At 43.0% G+C, this 16,473-nt stretch carries 16 protein-coding genes and 2 pseudogenes; 3 read left to right on the forward strand and 15 right to left on the reverse strand.

Features of this window, described 5'->3' with window-relative positions; all coding sequences use genetic code 11:
• Positions 1 to 9: 9 nt before the first annotated feature.
• The 10 genes from NH462_RS14125 to NH462_RS14170 all read right to left on the reverse strand — a co-directional run bounded on the left by NH462_RS14125 (position 10) and on the right by NH462_RS14170 (position 6,084).
• Positions 10 to 1,260 (reverse strand): HlyD family efflux transporter periplasmic adaptor subunit, encoded by a 1,251-nt coding sequence (locus NH462_RS14125; protein WP_253106176.1) that lies wholly within the window; start codon positions 1,258 to 1,260, stop codon positions 10 to 12.
• A 129-nt stretch (positions 1,261 to 1,389) separates the two neighbouring features.
• Positions 1,390 to 1,851: a hypothetical protein gene (locus NH462_RS14130; protein ID WP_253106178.1), complete on the reverse strand. Its 462-nt coding sequence runs from the start codon at positions 1,849 to 1,851 to the stop codon at positions 1,390 to 1,392.
• Positions 1,852 to 1,876: 25 nt separating this feature from the next.
• Positions 1,877 to 2,461 carry a glutathione S-transferase N-terminal domain-containing protein gene (locus NH462_RS14135; RefSeq protein ID WP_010370154.1) on the reverse strand — a complete coding sequence of 195 codons (585 nt, stop codon included), beginning with the start codon at positions 2,459 to 2,461 and terminating at the stop codon, positions 1,877 to 1,879.
• On the reverse strand, positions 2,462 to 2,665 hold the full coding sequence (locus tag NH462_RS14140) for a DUF1289 domain-containing protein (RefSeq protein WP_088532884.1): 204 nt from the start codon (positions 2,663 to 2,665) through the stop codon (positions 2,462 to 2,464).
• A gap of 20 nt (positions 2,666 to 2,685) precedes the next feature.
• Positions 2,686 to 2,970, reverse strand: coding sequence for a hypothetical protein (locus tag NH462_RS14145; RefSeq protein ID WP_010370157.1), 285 nt, complete (start codon positions 2,968 to 2,970; stop codon positions 2,686 to 2,688).
• A gap of 71 nt (positions 2,971 to 3,041) precedes the next feature.
• On the reverse strand, positions 3,042 to 3,209 hold the full coding sequence (locus NH462_RS14150) for an I78 family peptidase inhibitor (protein WP_010370159.1): 168 nt from the start codon (positions 3,207 to 3,209) through the stop codon (positions 3,042 to 3,044).
• A 24-nt stretch (positions 3,210 to 3,233) separates the two neighbouring features.
• Complete coding sequence (locus NH462_RS14155; RefSeq protein ID WP_253106180.1) at positions 3,234 to 3,680, reverse strand: isoprenylcysteine carboxylmethyltransferase family protein; 447 nt, start codon at positions 3,678 to 3,680, stop codon at positions 3,234 to 3,236.
• A gap of 70 nt (positions 3,681 to 3,750) precedes the next feature.
• Positions 3,751 to 4,350, reverse strand: a complete 600-nt coding sequence (locus tag NH462_RS14160) for a Crp/Fnr family transcriptional regulator (protein ID WP_253106182.1) — start codon at positions 4,348 to 4,350, stop codon at positions 3,751 to 3,753.
• Positions 4,350 to 4,793 (reverse strand): GNAT family N-acetyltransferase, encoded by a 444-nt coding sequence (locus tag NH462_RS14165; protein ID WP_253106184.1) that lies wholly within the window; start codon positions 4,791 to 4,793, stop codon positions 4,350 to 4,352. The genes NH462_RS14160 and NH462_RS14165 overlap by 1 nt, the downstream gene beginning before the upstream one ends.
• A 1-nt stretch (position 4,794) precedes the next feature.
• A complete protein-coding gene (locus NH462_RS14170) occupies positions 4,795 to 6,084 on the reverse strand; it encodes a phytanoyl-CoA dioxygenase (protein WP_253106186.1) in 1,290 nt (429 codons plus the stop codon).
• 359 nt (positions 6,085 to 6,443) lie between these two features.
• On the opposite strand from NH462_RS14170, the gene NH462_RS14175 reads away from it, so the two are divergent.
• From NH462_RS14175 to NH462_RS14185, 3 genes are all read left to right on the forward strand, one after another.
• Positions 6,444 to 9,950, forward strand: a complete 3,507-nt coding sequence (locus NH462_RS14175; RefSeq protein ID WP_253106188.1) for a S8 family serine peptidase — start codon at positions 6,444 to 6,446, stop codon at positions 9,948 to 9,950.
• A 345-nt stretch (positions 9,951 to 10,295) separates the two neighbouring features.
• Positions 10,296 to 11,309, forward strand: coding sequence for an alcohol dehydrogenase AdhP (adhP, locus tag NH462_RS14180; RefSeq protein ID WP_069020955.1), 1,014 nt, complete (start codon positions 10,296 to 10,298; stop codon positions 11,307 to 11,309).
• Between the two features lie 177 nt (positions 11,310 to 11,486).
• Positions 11,487 to 13,088, forward strand: a complete 1,602-nt coding sequence (locus tag NH462_RS14185; RefSeq protein ID WP_253106190.1) for a HAMP domain-containing sensor histidine kinase — start codon at positions 11,487 to 11,489, stop codon at positions 13,086 to 13,088.
• A gap of 261 nt (positions 13,089 to 13,349) precedes the next feature.
• Here the strand turns inward: NH462_RS14185 and NH462_RS14190 are convergent.
• From NH462_RS14190 to prpF, 5 genes and pseudogenes are all read right to left on the reverse strand, one after another.
• Positions 13,350 to 13,529, reverse strand: a pseudogene (locus NH462_RS14190) (hypothetical protein); the annotation flags it as partial.
• Between the two features lie 194 nt (positions 13,530 to 13,723).
• Positions 13,724 to 13,834: pseudogene (locus tag NH462_RS14195) on the reverse strand (2OG-Fe(II) oxygenase); the annotation flags it as partial.
• A gap of 24 nt (positions 13,835 to 13,858) precedes the next feature.
• A complete protein-coding gene (locus NH462_RS14200; RefSeq protein ID WP_253106192.1) occupies positions 13,859 to 14,464 on the reverse strand; it encodes a GNAT family protein in 606 nt (201 codons plus the stop codon).
• An 84-nt stretch (positions 14,465 to 14,548) separates the two neighbouring features.
• Entirely contained in the window at positions 14,549 to 15,148 is a 600-nt protein-coding gene (locus NH462_RS14205; protein ID WP_253106193.1) for a LysE family translocator, read from the reverse strand.
• 148 nt (positions 15,149 to 15,296) lie between these two features.
• Positions 15,297 to 16,472: a 2-methylaconitate cis-trans isomerase PrpF gene (gene prpF / locus NH462_RS14210; RefSeq protein WP_253106194.1), complete on the reverse strand. Its 1,176-nt coding sequence runs from the start codon at positions 16,470 to 16,472 to the stop codon at positions 15,297 to 15,299.
• Between the last annotated feature and the right edge of the window lies 1 nt (position 16,473).

Here is a 16,473-nt window from a genome sequence, read left to right on the forward strand (position 1 = left end):
GATGTCCTGTTAACGCACTAGCACTTGGCTATCTTGAGTATACTTTTCCATATCGGAAATAATGATAGTTTGATTTTTATTAAGTCCTTCAAGCACTTCGATGTAGTTTACCGAACGCTGACCAAACTTAACCGTTTTTTTCGTGGCGAGGTGTTCATCAACAACAAACACGCTCGCTTGATTATTTGCAACAGCATTGGCTGGCATTGCGACGAATATCGCCTCGGGCTTATGGCTCGTTACAATAACCCCTTCAATGTTGAGTTTATCTCTGGCTTCTCTTGGCAAAGTACCTTCAATGCTCAGCTCCACTTCAACTTGGCTGTTGGTAACTTTTGGGGAAACGCGTTTTACGATGGCGTTAAAACGCGAGGTGTAAGTATCGATTATAGCCGACTGCCCCACTTGTACATGCGGCGCATCTAGTTCCGCGATGTTTATCTTAGCAACCAGCAAACGCGGATCTGCCACCTCTGCAACCGAGCTGGTATTAGACAATTGCATGCCTACTTCAATCAGCACATCCTGAATTTGTCCAGTAATTGGCGAACGCACATCAAGCGCTGCAATATTCTCTTCAAGTAGCTTTATTTCGGAACGTAGACTTGCTTGCTCAGCCAGCTGCGCTTTGGCTTTAGCCTGTTGCACTTCTTGCTGAGTGGCAACCCTCGCTTGCTGTAACTCCACTTGCTTTTGACTACGCTGCATTGCAAACTCGCTGCGTTGATGATCAAGCATAGAGATAGTGCTATTGCCCTTTCCTATTAAGGTTTTTTGCGCCTGCCACTGAATTTTGTCGGCTTTATAAGCCAGCAAAGCATCATGATGTGCGGTGTGGGCCTCTTGCACTTTGGCCTTTAATTCTGCAAGTTCAGCCTCATGTTGCGCTGAAATTTTGGTAAGTTGGCTATGTTTTTGAATGAGCGCTTCGCGCAGTGATGGGTTTTCAAGCCGGGCAAGTAGCGTACCTTGAGTGACCATTTCACCCGGTTTAACCAACACTTCAACGACTTTCCCGCCACTACTACTGGTAACCAAATGGCGTTTTTCCAATGCAAGACTGCCAAGTCCCTTAACACTGAGTTCAAACTCGCCCTGTTGGACTTTAGCAACGATTAACTCTTCTTGGAAAACCACGTTTGATGCACTTTGGGTATATGCTTTGGCAAAAAGTACCAAACCGACCACAAATAGCACAATAACAAGCAATGCGAGCTTCTTAAGCGGCATGCGCTTTGTTTTCGCCAGTTTTATATCCATACCCTGTACTCCACTTTGAGAATACAGATGATGAATCAAATTTCAGGCCAAATGTTTTTCATTTAAAAATCAATACAATACAATAGAATTGAGTTCGTACTCGATAAAATATGTGTCGAAATCGAGACACTAAAAACTTAATAACTGTGTCGGAAGCGAAACATTTGTATTTGCTGATAATCGTAGAGCGAAATTCCATATTTTTTTTAATGGAAACATCACCGTAGTATTCAAGCCTGAACTCTGTACGTGCAACGCTGTTTGGTCGTCGCTCAATGTCAGCTCACGCACGCCGAGCCAGTTGCAAAAGGTTTCACCAGAGACAGGACCGCCAAAGGTAATACCTTGGTTATCAAACCGGACAAACTGTTGCTCCGCCACACCAATAATAATGCTATAAACCAATGCAATAACTGGCCCCATCCCCACGGCAGCCATCAGTTTTCCAGCACCATTAATGTTTGCTTGGAGTAAGTCTGGCAGGTAGACAAAACCAAGTGCAGTGGCTGGTAATAACACACTATTAAGCAGTATTACTTTGCGTAACTTGGCACTTCGACTTTTGCTTAGTTCTTTAAATTCAAGATTCATACGGTACTTCGCATACACTATAAAACTACGAATGCACTAAGTGCAATACGTTACGAGCTTCAAGCCATGCAACTAATCCATTCTGATATTCCGTTGCAGGTTGCGCCAATTGAATACCGTAGCTAAATAAACGATAAGCAAGCACAGCATAAAATGCATCGACCATAGTTGGCTTTGCAAACATAAATGGGGAGTGAGCCGCAGCAAAAAGAGTTTCTACCCTTTTTAGCTCGCACTTTGCCGCATCCGACAAATTTATTGACGTATTTGGCGTGAAAGAAAAAGGTAATTCACAGCGTAGCGCAGTGAAGCCAGCGTGCATCTCAGCGACAAGACTACGTGCCTGTGCACACTCATAAGGGTCTTGTGGTAGCAAACCGCCTTCACTAAGGTCGTTGAAGAACTCTGCAATCGCGAGTGAGTCAGCAATGACATGACCTTCCACGAGCAAAGCTGGTACTTGTTTAGTCGGCGATACATTGGCCAACTTTGCTTTGTCAACACAAGAGGTCAAATCGATAAGTTCAATGTCTAACTCAATATCTAAGATAGACGCACATAATAGCGCTCTTAATGACCAAGTTGATTCGGTCCCAATCACCAATTTCATTTAATTTCCTTGATATTTCTGAGCATGTTGCTGTTTGCGCCTCGTACAGTACGCCAAAACTTTGAGCTTTTCATCTTCGCTGTAACTTGTCCAACTGGTGATTTCATTCAACGTTCTAAAGCAACCTAAGCACACATCTTTATCATCCAAACAACACTTTCTGATGCAAGGGGATTGGACTAAATTACAACTTGAGTGTGACATCGCAGCTCCTTTAAATAGATTTACTCAAAATAACTTGCCGGAAAACAAGACTCTCTCTTTTTGCCTTTAAAATGATGGCAGACCTCTCCCGTCTCAGTATTAATCAAAAAAGAGTGGTCAATATCCTTAAAGTAAAACCAAATAAATTCCATACCTTCTTCTAAGAAGTACTGTTCAAAAGTGGGCTCATCAAAATGCGCCGCTAGCGCATCAATATCTGTAATTTCATCGTAGCTAACGGCGTAAACAGCTAGGCTCGTGAACGTAGCTACAACAAAAAATACTTTAACGAGGTCAATGTGCATCTTAATACCTTTAATGATTTGATTAGACGAAATACACCATTTTCATCAATCAATATAAAAACTGGGTGGGGCTATCCCCACCACATACGCACGACCTGTTGCGCGTCGTTTAACTCAATATTGAGTCGCTGAGGTTGGTGATCTTGGGTAAGCATATCTCCAGATTGGTAAACTCTAACCACCTTACCAACGATTGTTTGTAGGGATTTTGAATAATCAATATCTTGCACCATTTTCATTTTATCCTCATTTATGCTTGGAATTTAAAGCCAACGACGCACTCTCCTTTGATAGCGTAAATAGGCATCTCCAAAAGTTTGTTCCATCATCTTTTCTTCAAACCGAATGTACCATCTGTCTGTAATAAGTAAAAAAGCAATCACAAATAAAAATGACACGAGTGCACCACCGATTAATACAGCATAGCCCAGTAATGCAATGACAAAGCCTAGGTACATGGGATTACGGGTATATTGAAATACCCCAGCCTCCACTAACTTATCAGGCTTATTGAAAGTCATAATATTGGTTTCTTCCTTCGCGAATATTGTGCTGCCCGACTTGGCCAGTACAAGCCCCAAAGCAATCGGTACTAACCCTAAAAGATTGAAAGGGTAATAAATTAAATGTGGTGCAGCAGCCAACCAACACACCACAGGCATCAATATGACAAATAAAAATAGTAAAATAGGAGGCAGTAGCTTTTTCATGATGTTATTCCTTACCATTAAGACAAAATGTAAAGATAAGGTAAATCGAATTTTGTTGCTGCGCCTTAACCTATGTTAAGCCAAGCTCTTTTCTAATTCTCGACAGCGATACATCCGTGATCCCGAGATACATCGCGATATGGCGCAATGCAACCGAGCGACTTAATGCTTGATTTTCTATGGTAAAGCGTAAGTATCTTTCCTTTGCACTTAACTGAAGTAACGCCGCTTCGCGTTTCTCTTTTTTAAGCACCAACTGTTCATACATTTTGCGTACAAACCGCCCCCAGTTGAAGTTTTGCTCAGATGCAGTGACTAAGTCAGCATAGCGAATTTCGGCAATCACACTGTCTGTTAGCGCTTGAGTTGAAAATGGACTTGGCTGATCTTCCAGATAACAAGATAAACAAGAGAATGCTCCGCCCTTTTGTAGCAGAGATTTATTCCGTTCACTACCCTTTTCATCTAGGTAGAAATAGCGTCCATAACCATCTAATAAGAAGTAAACACTAGAGATTTTCTCGCCTTGCGCGAATAGTATCGTATCGGCTGTGATATGACCGATTTTTATATGCGGAGCCATAAGTAGCCAGTCATCGTGTGAGAAGTCAACTAACCGCCCATATACAGCTAACCATTTTTGATAATTTTCGTTACTTGATTTAGCCATTAGTGTAAGTGCTTTTCGAATAGTAACAGGATTCTATTATCGTAAGGCATCGTATCGAACTGCTGATATCCAAGCTTTTGGTATATGTATTGCGCTCGAGTATTATCTGCAAAAACATCTAGCCAAATGCGCGTTATACACAACTCCTCTAACACGTATTTTTCCATCTGTTTTATCGCTTCTTGCCCTATTCCCAATCCCTTTTTAGCAACCACAATACGGCGAAATTCAACATTTTTCAGTTCTGGTTCAACGGCTAAAATAATAAAGCCAACTATTTCACTATCTGAGTGGATTGTTAAATAGTGTATGTTGGATTCAGAAAATAACTGCTGATGAGCAAGCAGCGAATTGCTCAAGATAAATTCTTTATTATCATCCGCATTCTCCATTTTGCTCAAAGCTGGAAGTTGTGTAAAAACACCTCGAACTAATGTGACCATCTCATTCGCTTTTATACTTAAGTAGAAGTTTTGAATTAAGTTCACTAATAAAAGGGCTATCCTGTAATCTCGATTCTTGTTCCATTAGCCACTCCTCAAAAGCCTCTAAAGTAACCGATTGATAGAGCTTCGCTAGCCAATCTTGAAGCGAAACATTAAAAACATCACATAAAGCTTGCTGACATAACCAAAGGTTTTCAGGCATAGCCATATTCTTACCATACTTGATGAGCTGAGAATGCTGAAAAACACTTTTTATTCCAACTAGGCCAAGCTTTCCCTGTTCATCTATGGGTGCAAGGCAATTATCTTGCACGAAACTCGGCGGTGATGGGAAGTCAAACACGAACTCGGGAGATTCATAATTGACGTATGCATATTTGACAATAGCGCCAGCTGATAAATTAGTTGCTTCACATGGGATGGTAAATGGAATATTGAGACTGCATTCATTTTCACCGAGTCCGTAGCGATCATAAACGACGATATCCGTTTGCAACTTAAAGCCATCTCCTGGCTGGTGGCTATCTGGGATAACCAGCTTCCCACTTAATAGCGTATCGTCACCACCACTGAGTTTCTGTACCGAAGATTTCTGTAGGTTAAAAAATTCTCCAATGTGTATTTGCTCCCCTTTTCTATTTAATGTTGCCGATAATGCGATAGACTCAGGGATCAAAATACCGTCTTCTTTGAGGTAGGGAAATAGATGCTTGAAGATCCAAACTTGTGGCTCTCTTTTTAGTAGTGCCGTCATCGTCTCGGAAATCACGATATCAAAGCTACATTTTTCTTCACCCTGCCATTTTAATGCATCACAACAAACCAGCTGTTCGATACAGTGCTCGACATCAAAAGTATCAATTAACTTTTTCACCGCTACGACATTTTCTGGGTGTATATCTATTAGGGTAGCTTTTATAGGAAGACTGGGGTGTAGTGCTAACAATGGAAGCAATAGCGTGGCGTAGGGACCGGTGCCTGCGTATAAAATACGCACTTCGGATAAGCCTTCACTCAATTTATCTTCAATCGCTGCCTTTACGCCCTGCATAAAAACCAAACTACGCAGCTGTTCTTGAGAACATTTAGCGGCCTGAACAGGGGAAATGGCTACACCATACTCAGTGTGAACACTACTCCAATCATTCATATCAAACTGAGTATCAACGCCACTCAATTTACCAAAACATTGCACGAACTCGTCAAACAATACAGTTAATTCAGGAGACTGCTTATTTGCGGAAAAAATTCCTGCTAAACATCCGAGGTTAAAGCTATTAAGATCCATTTGCTTTCCTGTGATATATAAGACTTATTGGGCTAAGGACTTCTTTTTAATGAACTATTATTTAAGAATAGCGTGGAGATATTAGCAATAAAAATATTCAATTAACTTGCTGTATTGCTAATACACTTTGACCCCACCATCTCAGCAGCGTTCGAGCCAATGAGAAAAGACGTATTCCCATTTTATGATCCTACATCATGAAATTGTTAATGAGAAAAGAATTAAAAAAGTAAAAAAATCCCACTTTTCGTAACAAAAAGTTGAAATGCCACCCAAAAAGGAACTATATTTGTTCAAATCCTGAAATGGGATGTAAATAAAACAATTAAAAACCATAACAAGTATGATGGGGAAATCCGATGTCAACTCTAAATAAGTCAGCACTCACAATCGCTGTAGTGACTGCTTTGTCGTCTTCTACAGTTGCTGCTGCGACGTACAATCAATATAACTTTGAAAATAAACCATCTCTAAAAAGTCAATATCCAGAATTAAAGAATAAACAGACAAGGAAATCTACACAGAACGTTGTAACATGGTTAGTTAAATTAACAACTCCCTCAGTGGCTGAACAAAGTCTTGCTGGCATTAATTCTAAAAATGCAACATCAAGTATTCAGCAAACTCAACAAAGTGTAGAGGCTACAATTGCTAACACTAGTCCAACACTTCAAGTTGTGGCGAAGACATCTAAGCTAACCAACGCAATTATCGTCAATGGCGAAGAAGCAGAGGTTAACAAACTGCTGAACAATCCATTAGTACACTCGGTACTACCTGTATTTGATTATAAATTGAATGTGGCTGACAGTGCCGATTACATAAAAGCAACGCCTTTAGTTTCAACAGGTGAAGTTACAGGTGCAGGAATTCGTGTTGCAGTACTTGACACGGGTATTGATTACACTCACCAAGCATTTGGCGGCGCTGGTACGGCCGAGGCGTATGAAGCTGCAGCAAATAACCCTTCAGACACTCCAGCTTGGCCACAAGGCAAAGTGCTAGGCGGTTATGATTTTATCAATAACGATCCAGATCCAATTGACGTAGGTACTAATCACGGTACTCACGTATCTCATTCAGTAACCGGTATCGCACCGAATGTTGAGCTATTTGTGTATTCAGTCTGTGATAATGATAGCTGTCCTGGTTTAGCCCAGCTTTTAGCATTAGAGTCTGCCATGGATCCAAATGGAGACGGTGATATTTCTGACAGAGTGGATGTTGTTAACATGTCACTAGGCGGAGACTTTGGTGATAACCGTGCAGGGGCGGTACAAGAGCTTATTGATAAAGCCGTGATGCTAGGTACTAACGTTGTTATCTCTGCTGGTAATGATGGCCCTACACCGTTTATTGTTGGTGGCCCTAGTACAACCGATAATGCACTTTCAGTCGGTGCGATGGAGCACTCTGTCATAAAAGGTCAGCACATTTTAGCAACCTTGATGGGGGAAACGGCTGAAGCAGGTGCGGCAGGTTTTAACCCTGAGGGCTTTGAAGAATTTGAGTTTAGTAGTGACACAACCCCGCTAGCATTTGTTGAGACTGAAAAGAATGACCGAGGAGATGCCACATCTATTGCTTGCGATCCTTTTGCAGACGACGTCGACTTTACAGGTAAAGCGGTCCTTGTTGACCGAGGCGGCTGTAACTTCACTCAAAAAGTGCTAAACGCCCAAGCGAAAGGCGCTAAGTTGGTGATGATCGCCAATAATGTTGAAGGTGGTGGTCCAACTGAACCAGGTGGCAGTGCTCCAGGTATTGAGATCCCGACAATTGGTTTGAGCTATAGCCAAGGTAAAGCACTTAAACAACAGTTACTAGCAGGAAACAATGTTGCCTATAATGTGAGTGCCACAATCATTCTAAAAGAAGGCATGATCGCGTCATTCACCTCTCGCGGACCTTCTATCAGCGGAAGATTAAAACCTGAAATCACAGCGCCAGGTGTTAGCATTATGACTGCACATCCAGGCCTTGGTGATGGACTTACTCCAGCAAGTGGAACTTCATTCTCTGGCCCTATTACAGCTGGTGCCATGAGTATGCTTAAAGAAGCACTACCAAATCGCAATGGTTTTGAGCTAAAAGCAACATTAATGAATGCGGCTAACTTAGATGTTACCATGGAACCTCGCTCGCAAAACCCAAATGCAGCGCTTGCACCAATCAGCTTTATTGGTTCAGGTCTTGTAGATGTTGAAAAAGCGGCAAACCTTCCGGTTGCAGCATGGGCTGAAGATACGATGCAAGCGGCGCTATCATTTGGCTTGGTTTCACTATCTGAAACTTCATCTATCACCAAAAAGGTAGTCGTTAAAAACTTCTCGAACCAAGAACAAACCTATACATTGGCATATGAGCAACGATTTGCTGACGACGCTGCGCGTGGCGCACTTAGTATGGCCTTTCCTGAGTCGATCACCGTTCCTGCAGGGCAAACCATTTCGTTTGACGTTACAGCAACTATAGATCCAACTAAACTCCCTGAATGGACATTAACTTCTGCCAACATGGCATTCTTGGATGCAACACACGACCTTACAACATTAGAGCTTGATGGTGCATTGAACTTTATGTCTGGCGACGAAAAAGCACTGCACTTGGTTTATCATGTGCTACCAAAAGCTGCTGCTAACGCGAAAGTTATGCCTGTTGTTGATGACCAAGGTGCTAGACACGTATTAACCAATACTGGCGCTGCGACTTTAAAGCCATTTTTTGCTTCAACGGTTGCAAAAGATGAAGCAGGTGATAGCGAACGTTTAGATATAATCGGTGCTGCTGTAGAAACAACTTCAGTCTCAACTGACGTGTGTGATACCGGTTACATGCTATTGACGACCATGGTTACTAATCAACCTATTATCCACACTTATCAAGGTGGCTTTATGGCTGATTTCGATTTGCCAGCTGAAGGTGGGACATCGCCAGATGGCACTTATGATGTAACTGTTCAAAACGGCAAGCAAGAATGGTTTGGCAATTTCCTATCTGGTAGCGCTATCTCATTTACTCATGGTTATGGTTCAGGAAGCGGTTTTATTACTAATATTCAATTTGCATCTGGTAATAATTTCGTCACCATGAGTAGTTGTGCCGATGCATTTGGACTTACAGCCGAGCAGGTCGCAACCGGAGTGGAAGCCAAGATTCGCTTCCGCACTGAAGAAGAGACTTGGATGCCGATCCCATCAAATTCTCTAGACGAAATGTTCGCTGATAGTTTCATGATAAAAGCACCAGCAATGGAAGTAGCTACAACTGAAGCAGAAGGCTTAGCTATGCTCGTTGATGATGCTGGTAATGAAGTAACAGAGCTTGCACCTGGTGAGTCAGCAAACCTAACTTTCTCCGACAATGATTTCATGATTCTATCAAGTAACGGCGCGGTACCAGTTATTGTTTCTCCGTCAGAAGAATCAGCGAAAGCGCCAATCATCACTGCTGATCAGTCATTCTCAGTCGAGGAAAATACAGCGGTCGATACCGTTATTGGCCAACTAGAGGTTGAATATGCATCTGACTTTGCGAACCCAGTTTCTGAGTTTATTGTTATTGCTTCAACTTCTTCAGCTATCACGGTTAATTCATCAGGACAGGTCATTGTCGCCAACAGCGAGCAACTAGACTTCGACTCAGGACTAGAAAGCGTTGAGCTTGAAGTCGTGGCGACTGATACCGGTGGCAATGTATCTGAGCCTGCGAAAATTATGGTCGAGGTAACAAACTTAATGGATGAAGAGTCAGAACAACCGACTCCAGATCCAACGCCGACGCCGACACCATCAAAATCTTCAAGTGGTTCATTATTTTGGTTACTACTAGCAGCACCACTTGCGTTGCTACGTAGAAGAAAATAACTCCCTACTTTTTGTAATTAAGTAATGAAATGGCGAGCATTGTGCTCGCCATTTTTATTTAACCTGAGGTTTGGATAAGGAATGTTCCAACTCATTGTTGCTAAAGCATAACTTAGTTTTTTCCTTGTCTAGCCAGCAAGTTTTAGGGAAAACAAGGCGAATTTACGCACCAATAGCTGGCTATTGGAAGTGAATTCAACGCGGTTAGCGCTAAAACTGGCTGCTAGAAAGGCATTAATTATCCGCAGCTCAGGTTATTTACTCTCATCTTATTCATTGTTTCGGATCAAATTGTTTCTAGTTATAGCTGCTAAGCTACTATCGACTCAATCAAGGAGCAAAAAGATGAAAGCAGCGTTAGTGCACCAATTTAAACAGCCGTTAGAAATTCAAGAAATTGAAAAACCGCAACTTACTCAAGGATCGGTCATCGTTGAAATAGCCGCCTGTGGTGTTTGCCACACCGACTTACACGCCTGTCATGGCGACTGGCCTGTTAAGCCTAAATTACCACTAGTGCCCGGTCACGAAGGTGTGGGTACCGTTATCGCAAAAGCTGACGATGTTAAACATTTAGCCGTTGGTGATAGAGTCGGTGTACCTTGGCTTCATAGCGCCTGCGGTCATTGTGAACACTGCCTAAAAGGCAACGAAAACTTATGCCCAGAGCAGTTAAATAGTGGCTATTCCGTCGACGGCGGTTACGCACAGTACTGTAAAGCTGACGCCAACTACGTGGTAAAAATCCCCGAAGGCTTGTCATTTGTCGATGCCGCACCTCTATTCTGCGCGGGCGTCACCACCTATAAAGCACTAAAAGTATCGAAAGCTAAACCCGGTGAATGGATTGCCATTATTGGTGTAGGAGGCCTTGGTCACTTAGCAGTGCAATACGCCAAAGCAATGGGGCTGAATGTAGTTGCGGTCGATACTGGTGAGTCAAAGTTAGCACTGGCAAAAGATCTTGGCGCCGATTTATGTATCGACTTTAAGCACAATGATCCCGCAGAGTTAATGCAAAATAAGCTAGGTGGAGTCCAAGCCGTAGTTTGTACCGCGGTCTCAAAGCCAGCCTTTACGACATCATTTAACAGCGTAAAGCGCGGCGGTACTTGTGTGCTCGTTGGCTTACCACCTGAAGAAATGCCTATTCCTATATTTGATACCGTTCTTAAAGGTATCAGTGTTGTTGGCAGTATTGTTGGTACTCGTCAAGACCTCACTGAATGCTTGCAGTTTGCTGCTGAGGGCAAGGTAAAAGCCATTATTGAAACCAAGCCACTCGAGCAAATCAACGATATATTTAACGATATGCTCAATAGCGACATTAACGGCAGGATCGTACTTACTTTCGACTAGACCCATCGAGCAGCCAAATACTTGTTATCCATTTGGCTGCTTTCTCACTTCGGCAAAGTGACAAAAGCCTAGAACGATCAACCAGAGCGCAGAATGACAACGGCCAGAGAACAAATTGTTATTCCGAGCTTAGGTTAACTATACTTTGTGTATTCGAGTCTTAACAACGTTGAATACATGGCTGTCAGTCAAAGCAACATACTTCACCCAAGTCAGTCGTTTAGCTTTAAGTACTTCTACCATATATCAGCGCTCTCCATGCTGCTTTTTTTTCTTTCTGTGGTGTTCACGTTTTTAGCATTCGTCAATAAAGAAGCGCAAGAGCAAGAAATAGAAAGAAACTTTAATCTTGTTCGGTTATCCCAAGAGTTAAGACTCAGTTCAGATCAACTCACCATGATGGCGCGGGCTTATGCCGCCACGGGCAACCCTAAGTTTAAGCAATTTTTTGATGAGATCTTAACGATCCGTAACGGCACTTCCCCCCGCCCTAAGCATTTGCACCGCGTCTATTGGGACATGTTACTGGTCAAAGAGGGTCAGGCGCCATTTGAAAAAGAAGCACCAAAAGCACTGCTGACATTATTATTAGAAAACGGGGTTTCTACGGATGAATTAACTATGTTGCGAAATGCAGAGGATAAAAGTGAAGCACTCGTGTCACTTGAGCGTGAAGCCTTCGAACTCGTGGCAGCAGGGAAAAATCAACAGGCCCTCAAGATTTTGTACAGCGAGGCTTACCTCCAAAGTAAAGTACAAATAATGACGCACATCAATACCTTTTTAGAGCGCAGAGAGCAGGATTTCAGTTCACTCCTTGCAAGCAGCAATAAAAAGGTAAAGTCCTATTATGGCGCCGCGTTTGTTTGCTTTATCTTGCTATTACTTAGCCTCATCGCGTTGTACAACTCTCGTTCGGCCATCCGTAAAAGTATTATTGATTATCTAAATACGGAGGTAAAAAGCCAAACTGAAGAGTTAATAGAAAAAAACAAAGCACTTAATCACGCGATCAGTGAACTCAGTGAGACTCAAAAACGCCTGATAAACGCCGAAAAGTCAGCAACGCTGGTGCGATTGATCCCAGGACTTGCCCACGAGATTAACACGCCGATTGGCGTCGCCATGACCGCTTCCAGTAACCAACTATTGCTTGTCGAAGGAGTAAGACAAAGGGTAAATAAAAATGAAATCGCCAAGTCTGCTTTATTGCATTCGATAGAAAATATTGAAAGCTGTGCCAAACTCGTCGTCAATAGTACCGAGCGGATCACCGGTATTATCGACAAGCTCAAAATCATCACCAATACTGGATTTGAAGGAGAAGTAAAGCCTGTTTACTTACAGCCACTTATCACGCGATGTGTGAGTGAGCTTGCCAATCAACACCCACATATTGATATTACCTTAGATATTCCCGAAGCACTTGCTATCACCGCCCCAGAGAGATTGTTACAGCAGATTTTCCAACCTGTAATAGAAAATGCGTTTTACCACGCCTTTGCTGATAACTCAGTGCAAAGCCCCTGTGTGATTATATCGGCTCAAGCTTCAAAACTTGGATATACGATTAAAGTCACGGACAACGGCGGCGGTATTCCACATGAAATCAAAGATAAAGTATTTGATCCTTTTGTTGTCGGTAATCGCACCCAAAAAGGCTTGGGCTTAGGGCTAAGTGTAGCGCTCGCTATCGTCACTCAGTATTTTAATGGTGCAATTGAGTGTGAAACAGAATCTAATTCCGGAACATGCGTCATTATCAAGTTGCCGAGCTAGTCGCGCTAACGGACCCAGCCGATACTTAACAGCAATCGAGTACCAGCTTCCACTTTAGAAACGGAATGCTCTGATTTATCAAAACCTGAACACGAGATAACAACTTGTTCTCTAGCAGCTGTTATCCCTTACTACTGCGTTAAATTTGCTTGCAATAGGCCAGCTATTGACGCACAAATTTGCCTTGTATTAAGAAATAACTTCTGGCTAGAGTGATATTACGCTTTTGAACTTAGGTATTTTAATGAATTAACTAACTTCTTATCCCGAGTTCAGGTTCAAAAATTTAATGCGACTGCTGCTATAAAGCGGATCTTTACACTTAAATTCACCGCCTAACTTCGCCCGTTTTAACACAATATTTAGCCTGAAATGTTTCCCTGAAACGACTTTATCGGTATGTGGTGGTACTTCGCATCCAGTTGGAAACATTAGTAAATAACCTGAGGTTTGGATAAGATATGTTCTAACTGGTTGTTTTTAAACTAAAATCAAATTATTTCCTTATCTAGCCAGAGAGTTTTGGGGATAACAAGGCGAATTTACGTACTAATAGCTGGCTATTGGAAGTGAATTCAACGCAGTTAGCGCGAAAACTGGCTGCTAGAAAGGCATAGATTATCCGAAGCTCAGGTTAAATACATATCAAACTTAACTGGCCACATCGCGGTTGCTAGTAACATTTTTTGATAACCCGACTGTTGTCTGCCAAGTTGCCAGCGAAAATATTTTGGTTTACTTTCCATAAATGCACATTTTAAACTTCATTATTATTGCGGCAATGCTTTGTAAATAGAATACAGAGGAACAACGCACTGCCACTCTTCCTGAGAAATAGAGTACACAGCTTGGTTGAAGCACTCGTTCCGATAAACACCTGCACGACGTAATATGCCATCAAAACACGCACCAAGTTGCTCAACCAACCGGCGTACTAAATCATTACGCTCGTCGACTCTAAATTCAACCAAAGCGAAACCTAGCGTATTCAAATACTCTGTCACGAATAAACAAAACACCTTGTCGAACAGAGTATCGTGGATAAACCAACTCTCTTCTACCAGCACTTTTTTGGCCGCTGAGTCATCGACTGTAATTAAGATCATGCCAAGCATTTCGCGCGTTTGAGTTTGCCGCACACAAATACAGTGCTTTGATTTATCTTCAGTAGCTTGTAAAAAAGGTACTAGCACTCTTTGTTGTCGTAACTTTAATAACTCTTCGGCATCGTACTCATCACCATATCTAAGCGAAAACAGACGCTCCAACCGTTTATATTCCCCTATTCTTAACGTTCTCAAAGCAAATGCCGAGTCCGAAAACTCAACACGGATGTCACTTATGGGGACGTTGTTTTCACCAGGTGGAACGATCATTGGCTTTTTTGAGTGGCGGATGCATAACTTAGATTATTACATCTATTCAAGTCTAAAAGCTATGCCTGTGACTTCCCATCAACCTCAAACGACAAATAGCCCGTAAAGAACAAGCACAATCAAAGTCAACGCAAAGCCAACTCGGATCCGCTTGAGTACTGCCTCACCATTCAGTGTTTTAAAAACCACACCACCTAATGCCAGCCACATTGTGTCGACCACTATCGCCACCACGTAGCACACGCTAGCGGCAAGTAGCGTAGCAACTAGGTTTGAGCTTGCCGGCACCGAAGCCGTCGCAAAAATAGCGATACAAGCCGCGTAGGCTTTGGGGTTGAGGAGGTTAAGAATAAACCCATCTTTAAAGCTCGGTAGCTGCGCACCTGCACTGCCAAGCGCCGCGTTGTTTGCTGCAATTTTGTAGGCAACATAAATTAAGTAGGCGGCTGCAAGCCATTTGAGCATGAGTGTCACTTGGGGATGACTAACCAGTAACCCTGCAATTCCAGTGGCTGCAAAGATCACCGCAACAAGCAATCCTGCCAAAATACCTGCTAAGAATGGGAAGCCTTTTTTAACACCTTGACTCGCCCCCGTTGCAGCCAGCGCAAGTGGCGCTGGACCGGGAGAGCCAAGCAACACCGCGGTTGTGATTGCCACAGAAAGTAAAGCTTCAAACATCATATCGTCCTTATGAATTTCAAGTCTGCATGGTGGAAATCAAAGAAAAAGCCGAATGACAGGCACACCTTAACGACCAAGCAACAACTCGAGAGTTTTCTTATGTAGAGAATAAGGCTCTTGGGAACAGAGCCTTTAATTTAGTATGGAGCTACGCCTCTGGGACGCGAACTCGGCCTTCCATTAGCACGCGAGCGCTGCGGCTCATGACGGCTTTTTTAGCTTGCCAACGACCAGACTCTTGCAGTGCTTCAGCGCCAACCTTTAAGGTGCCTGACGGATGTCCAAAGGTCACGGAGTTAAGATCACCACCACCAGCGGCTTCGTTAACTAGGGTGCCAGGAATTGCCGCCGCGGTTGCTATCGCCACAGCGGCAGTTCCCATCATCGCATGGTGCAACTTACCCATAGATAAGGCGCGAACGTTTAAATCGATGGTATTGGCTTCCACCACTTTACCGCTCGACGCAGCATAAGATTTAGCAGGTGCAACAAAAGCGATTTTTGGGGTATGTTGGCGAACTTTCGCTTCGTCAATATGACCTATTAAACCCATTTTAGCTGCGCCATAAGCACGGATCTTTTCAAATCGCTCAAGTACCGCTGGATCTCCATTAATTGCTTCTTGTAACTCTGTACCTTCATAGCCTAAATCGGAAGCACGGAAGAAAAGCGTTGGGATCCCGGCACTTATCATCGTCACTTCAAAGGTGCCTTCATCAGGCACAGTTATTGTATCGACGAGGTTGCCCGACGGAAACATATCAACATCTGGGTCGCTTGGATCCATAAACTCAACCACCACTTCTGCTGCTGGGAAAGTTACGCCATCCAGTTCAAAGTCGCCCGTCTCTTGCACTTCTCCATTGCTGATTGGAACATGCGCCACTATGGTTTTGCTAATATTCGCCTGCCAGATTTTAACGACAGCAACACCGTTCTCTGGCACTTTATTCGCGTCGACTAAGCCGTTGCTGATTGCAAATGCCCCCACCGCAGCCGTTAAATTGCCACAGTTTCCGCTCCAATCAATAAATGGTTTGTCGATAGCAACCTGACCAAAAAGATAATTCACGTCATGGTCGGCTTTGTCGCTTTTACTTAAAATCACGGTTTTGCTGGTACTGGAAGTTGCACCGCCCATGCCATCGGTATGTTTACCATAGGGATCTGGGCTGCCAATCACACGTAGCAGCAAGTTATCTCGCGCTTCGCCCGGTTGCTGCGCGTACTCGGGTAAATCTGTTAAATTAAAGAACACCCCTTTAGAGGTGCCGCCACGCATATAAGTGGCGGGAATTTTAATTTGCGGCTTAAATTGACTCATG

Source organism: Pseudoalteromonas sp. OANN1, from assembly GCF_024124685.1.
Classification (GTDB): domain Bacteria; phylum Pseudomonadota; class Gammaproteobacteria; order Enterobacterales; family Alteromonadaceae; genus Pseudoalteromonas; species Pseudoalteromonas piscicida.

Coding starts and splice junctions, on each gene's coding strand:
- NH462_RS14125 (WP_253106176.1), bottom strand. CDS start 1,260: ATGGATATAAAACTGGCGAAAACAAAGCGCATGCCGCTTAAGAAGCTC.
- NH462_RS14205 (WP_253106193.1), bottom strand. CDS start 15,148: ATGATGTTTGAAGCTTTACTTTCTGTGGCAATCACAACCGCGGTGTTG.
- NH462_RS14135 (WP_010370154.1), bottom strand. CDS start 2,461: ATGAAATTGGTGATTGGGACCGAATCAACTTGGTCATTAAGAGCGCTA.
- NH462_RS14185 (WP_253106190.1), top strand. CDS start 11,487: ATGGCTGTCAGTCAAAGCAACATACTTCACCCAAGTCAGTCGTTTAGC.
- NH462_RS14140 (WP_088532884.1), bottom strand. CDS start 2,665: ATGTCACACTCAAGTTGTAATTTAGTCCAATCCCCTTGCATCAGAAAG.
- NH462_RS14145 (WP_010370157.1), bottom strand. CDS start 2,970: ATGCACATTGACCTCGTTAAAGTATTTTTTGTTGTAGCTACGTTCACG.
- NH462_RS14155 (WP_253106180.1), bottom strand. CDS start 3,680: ATGAAAAAGCTACTGCCTCCTATTTTACTATTTTTATTTGTCATATTG.
- adhP (WP_069020955.1), top strand. CDS start 10,296: ATGAAAGCAGCGTTAGTGCACCAATTTAAACAGCCGTTAGAAATTCAA.
- NH462_RS14170 (WP_253106186.1), bottom strand. CDS start 6,084: ATGGATCTTAATAGCTTTAACCTCGGATGTTTAGCAGGAATTTTTTCC.
- NH462_RS14160 (WP_253106182.1), bottom strand. CDS start 4,350: ATGGCTAAATCAAGTAACGAAAATTATCAAAAATGGTTAGCTGTATAT.
- NH462_RS14165 (WP_253106184.1), bottom strand. CDS start 4,793: ATGGTCACATTAGTTCGAGGTGTTTTTACACAACTTCCAGCTTTGAGC.
- NH462_RS14175 (WP_253106188.1), top strand. CDS start 6,444: ATGTCAACTCTAAATAAGTCAGCACTCACAATCGCTGTAGTGACTGCT.
- prpF (WP_253106194.1), bottom strand. CDS start 16,472: ATGAGTCAATTTAAGCCGCAAATTAAAATTCCCGCCACTTATATGCGT.
- NH462_RS14200 (WP_253106192.1), bottom strand. CDS start 14,464: ATGATCGTTCCACCTGGTGAAAACAACGTCCCCATAAGTGACATCCGT.
- NH462_RS14130 (WP_253106178.1), bottom strand. CDS start 1,851: ATGAATCTTGAATTTAAAGAACTAAGCAAAAGTCGAAGTGCCAAGTTA.
- NH462_RS14150 (WP_010370159.1), bottom strand. CDS start 3,209: ATGAAAATGGTGCAAGATATTGATTATTCAAAATCCCTACAAACAATC.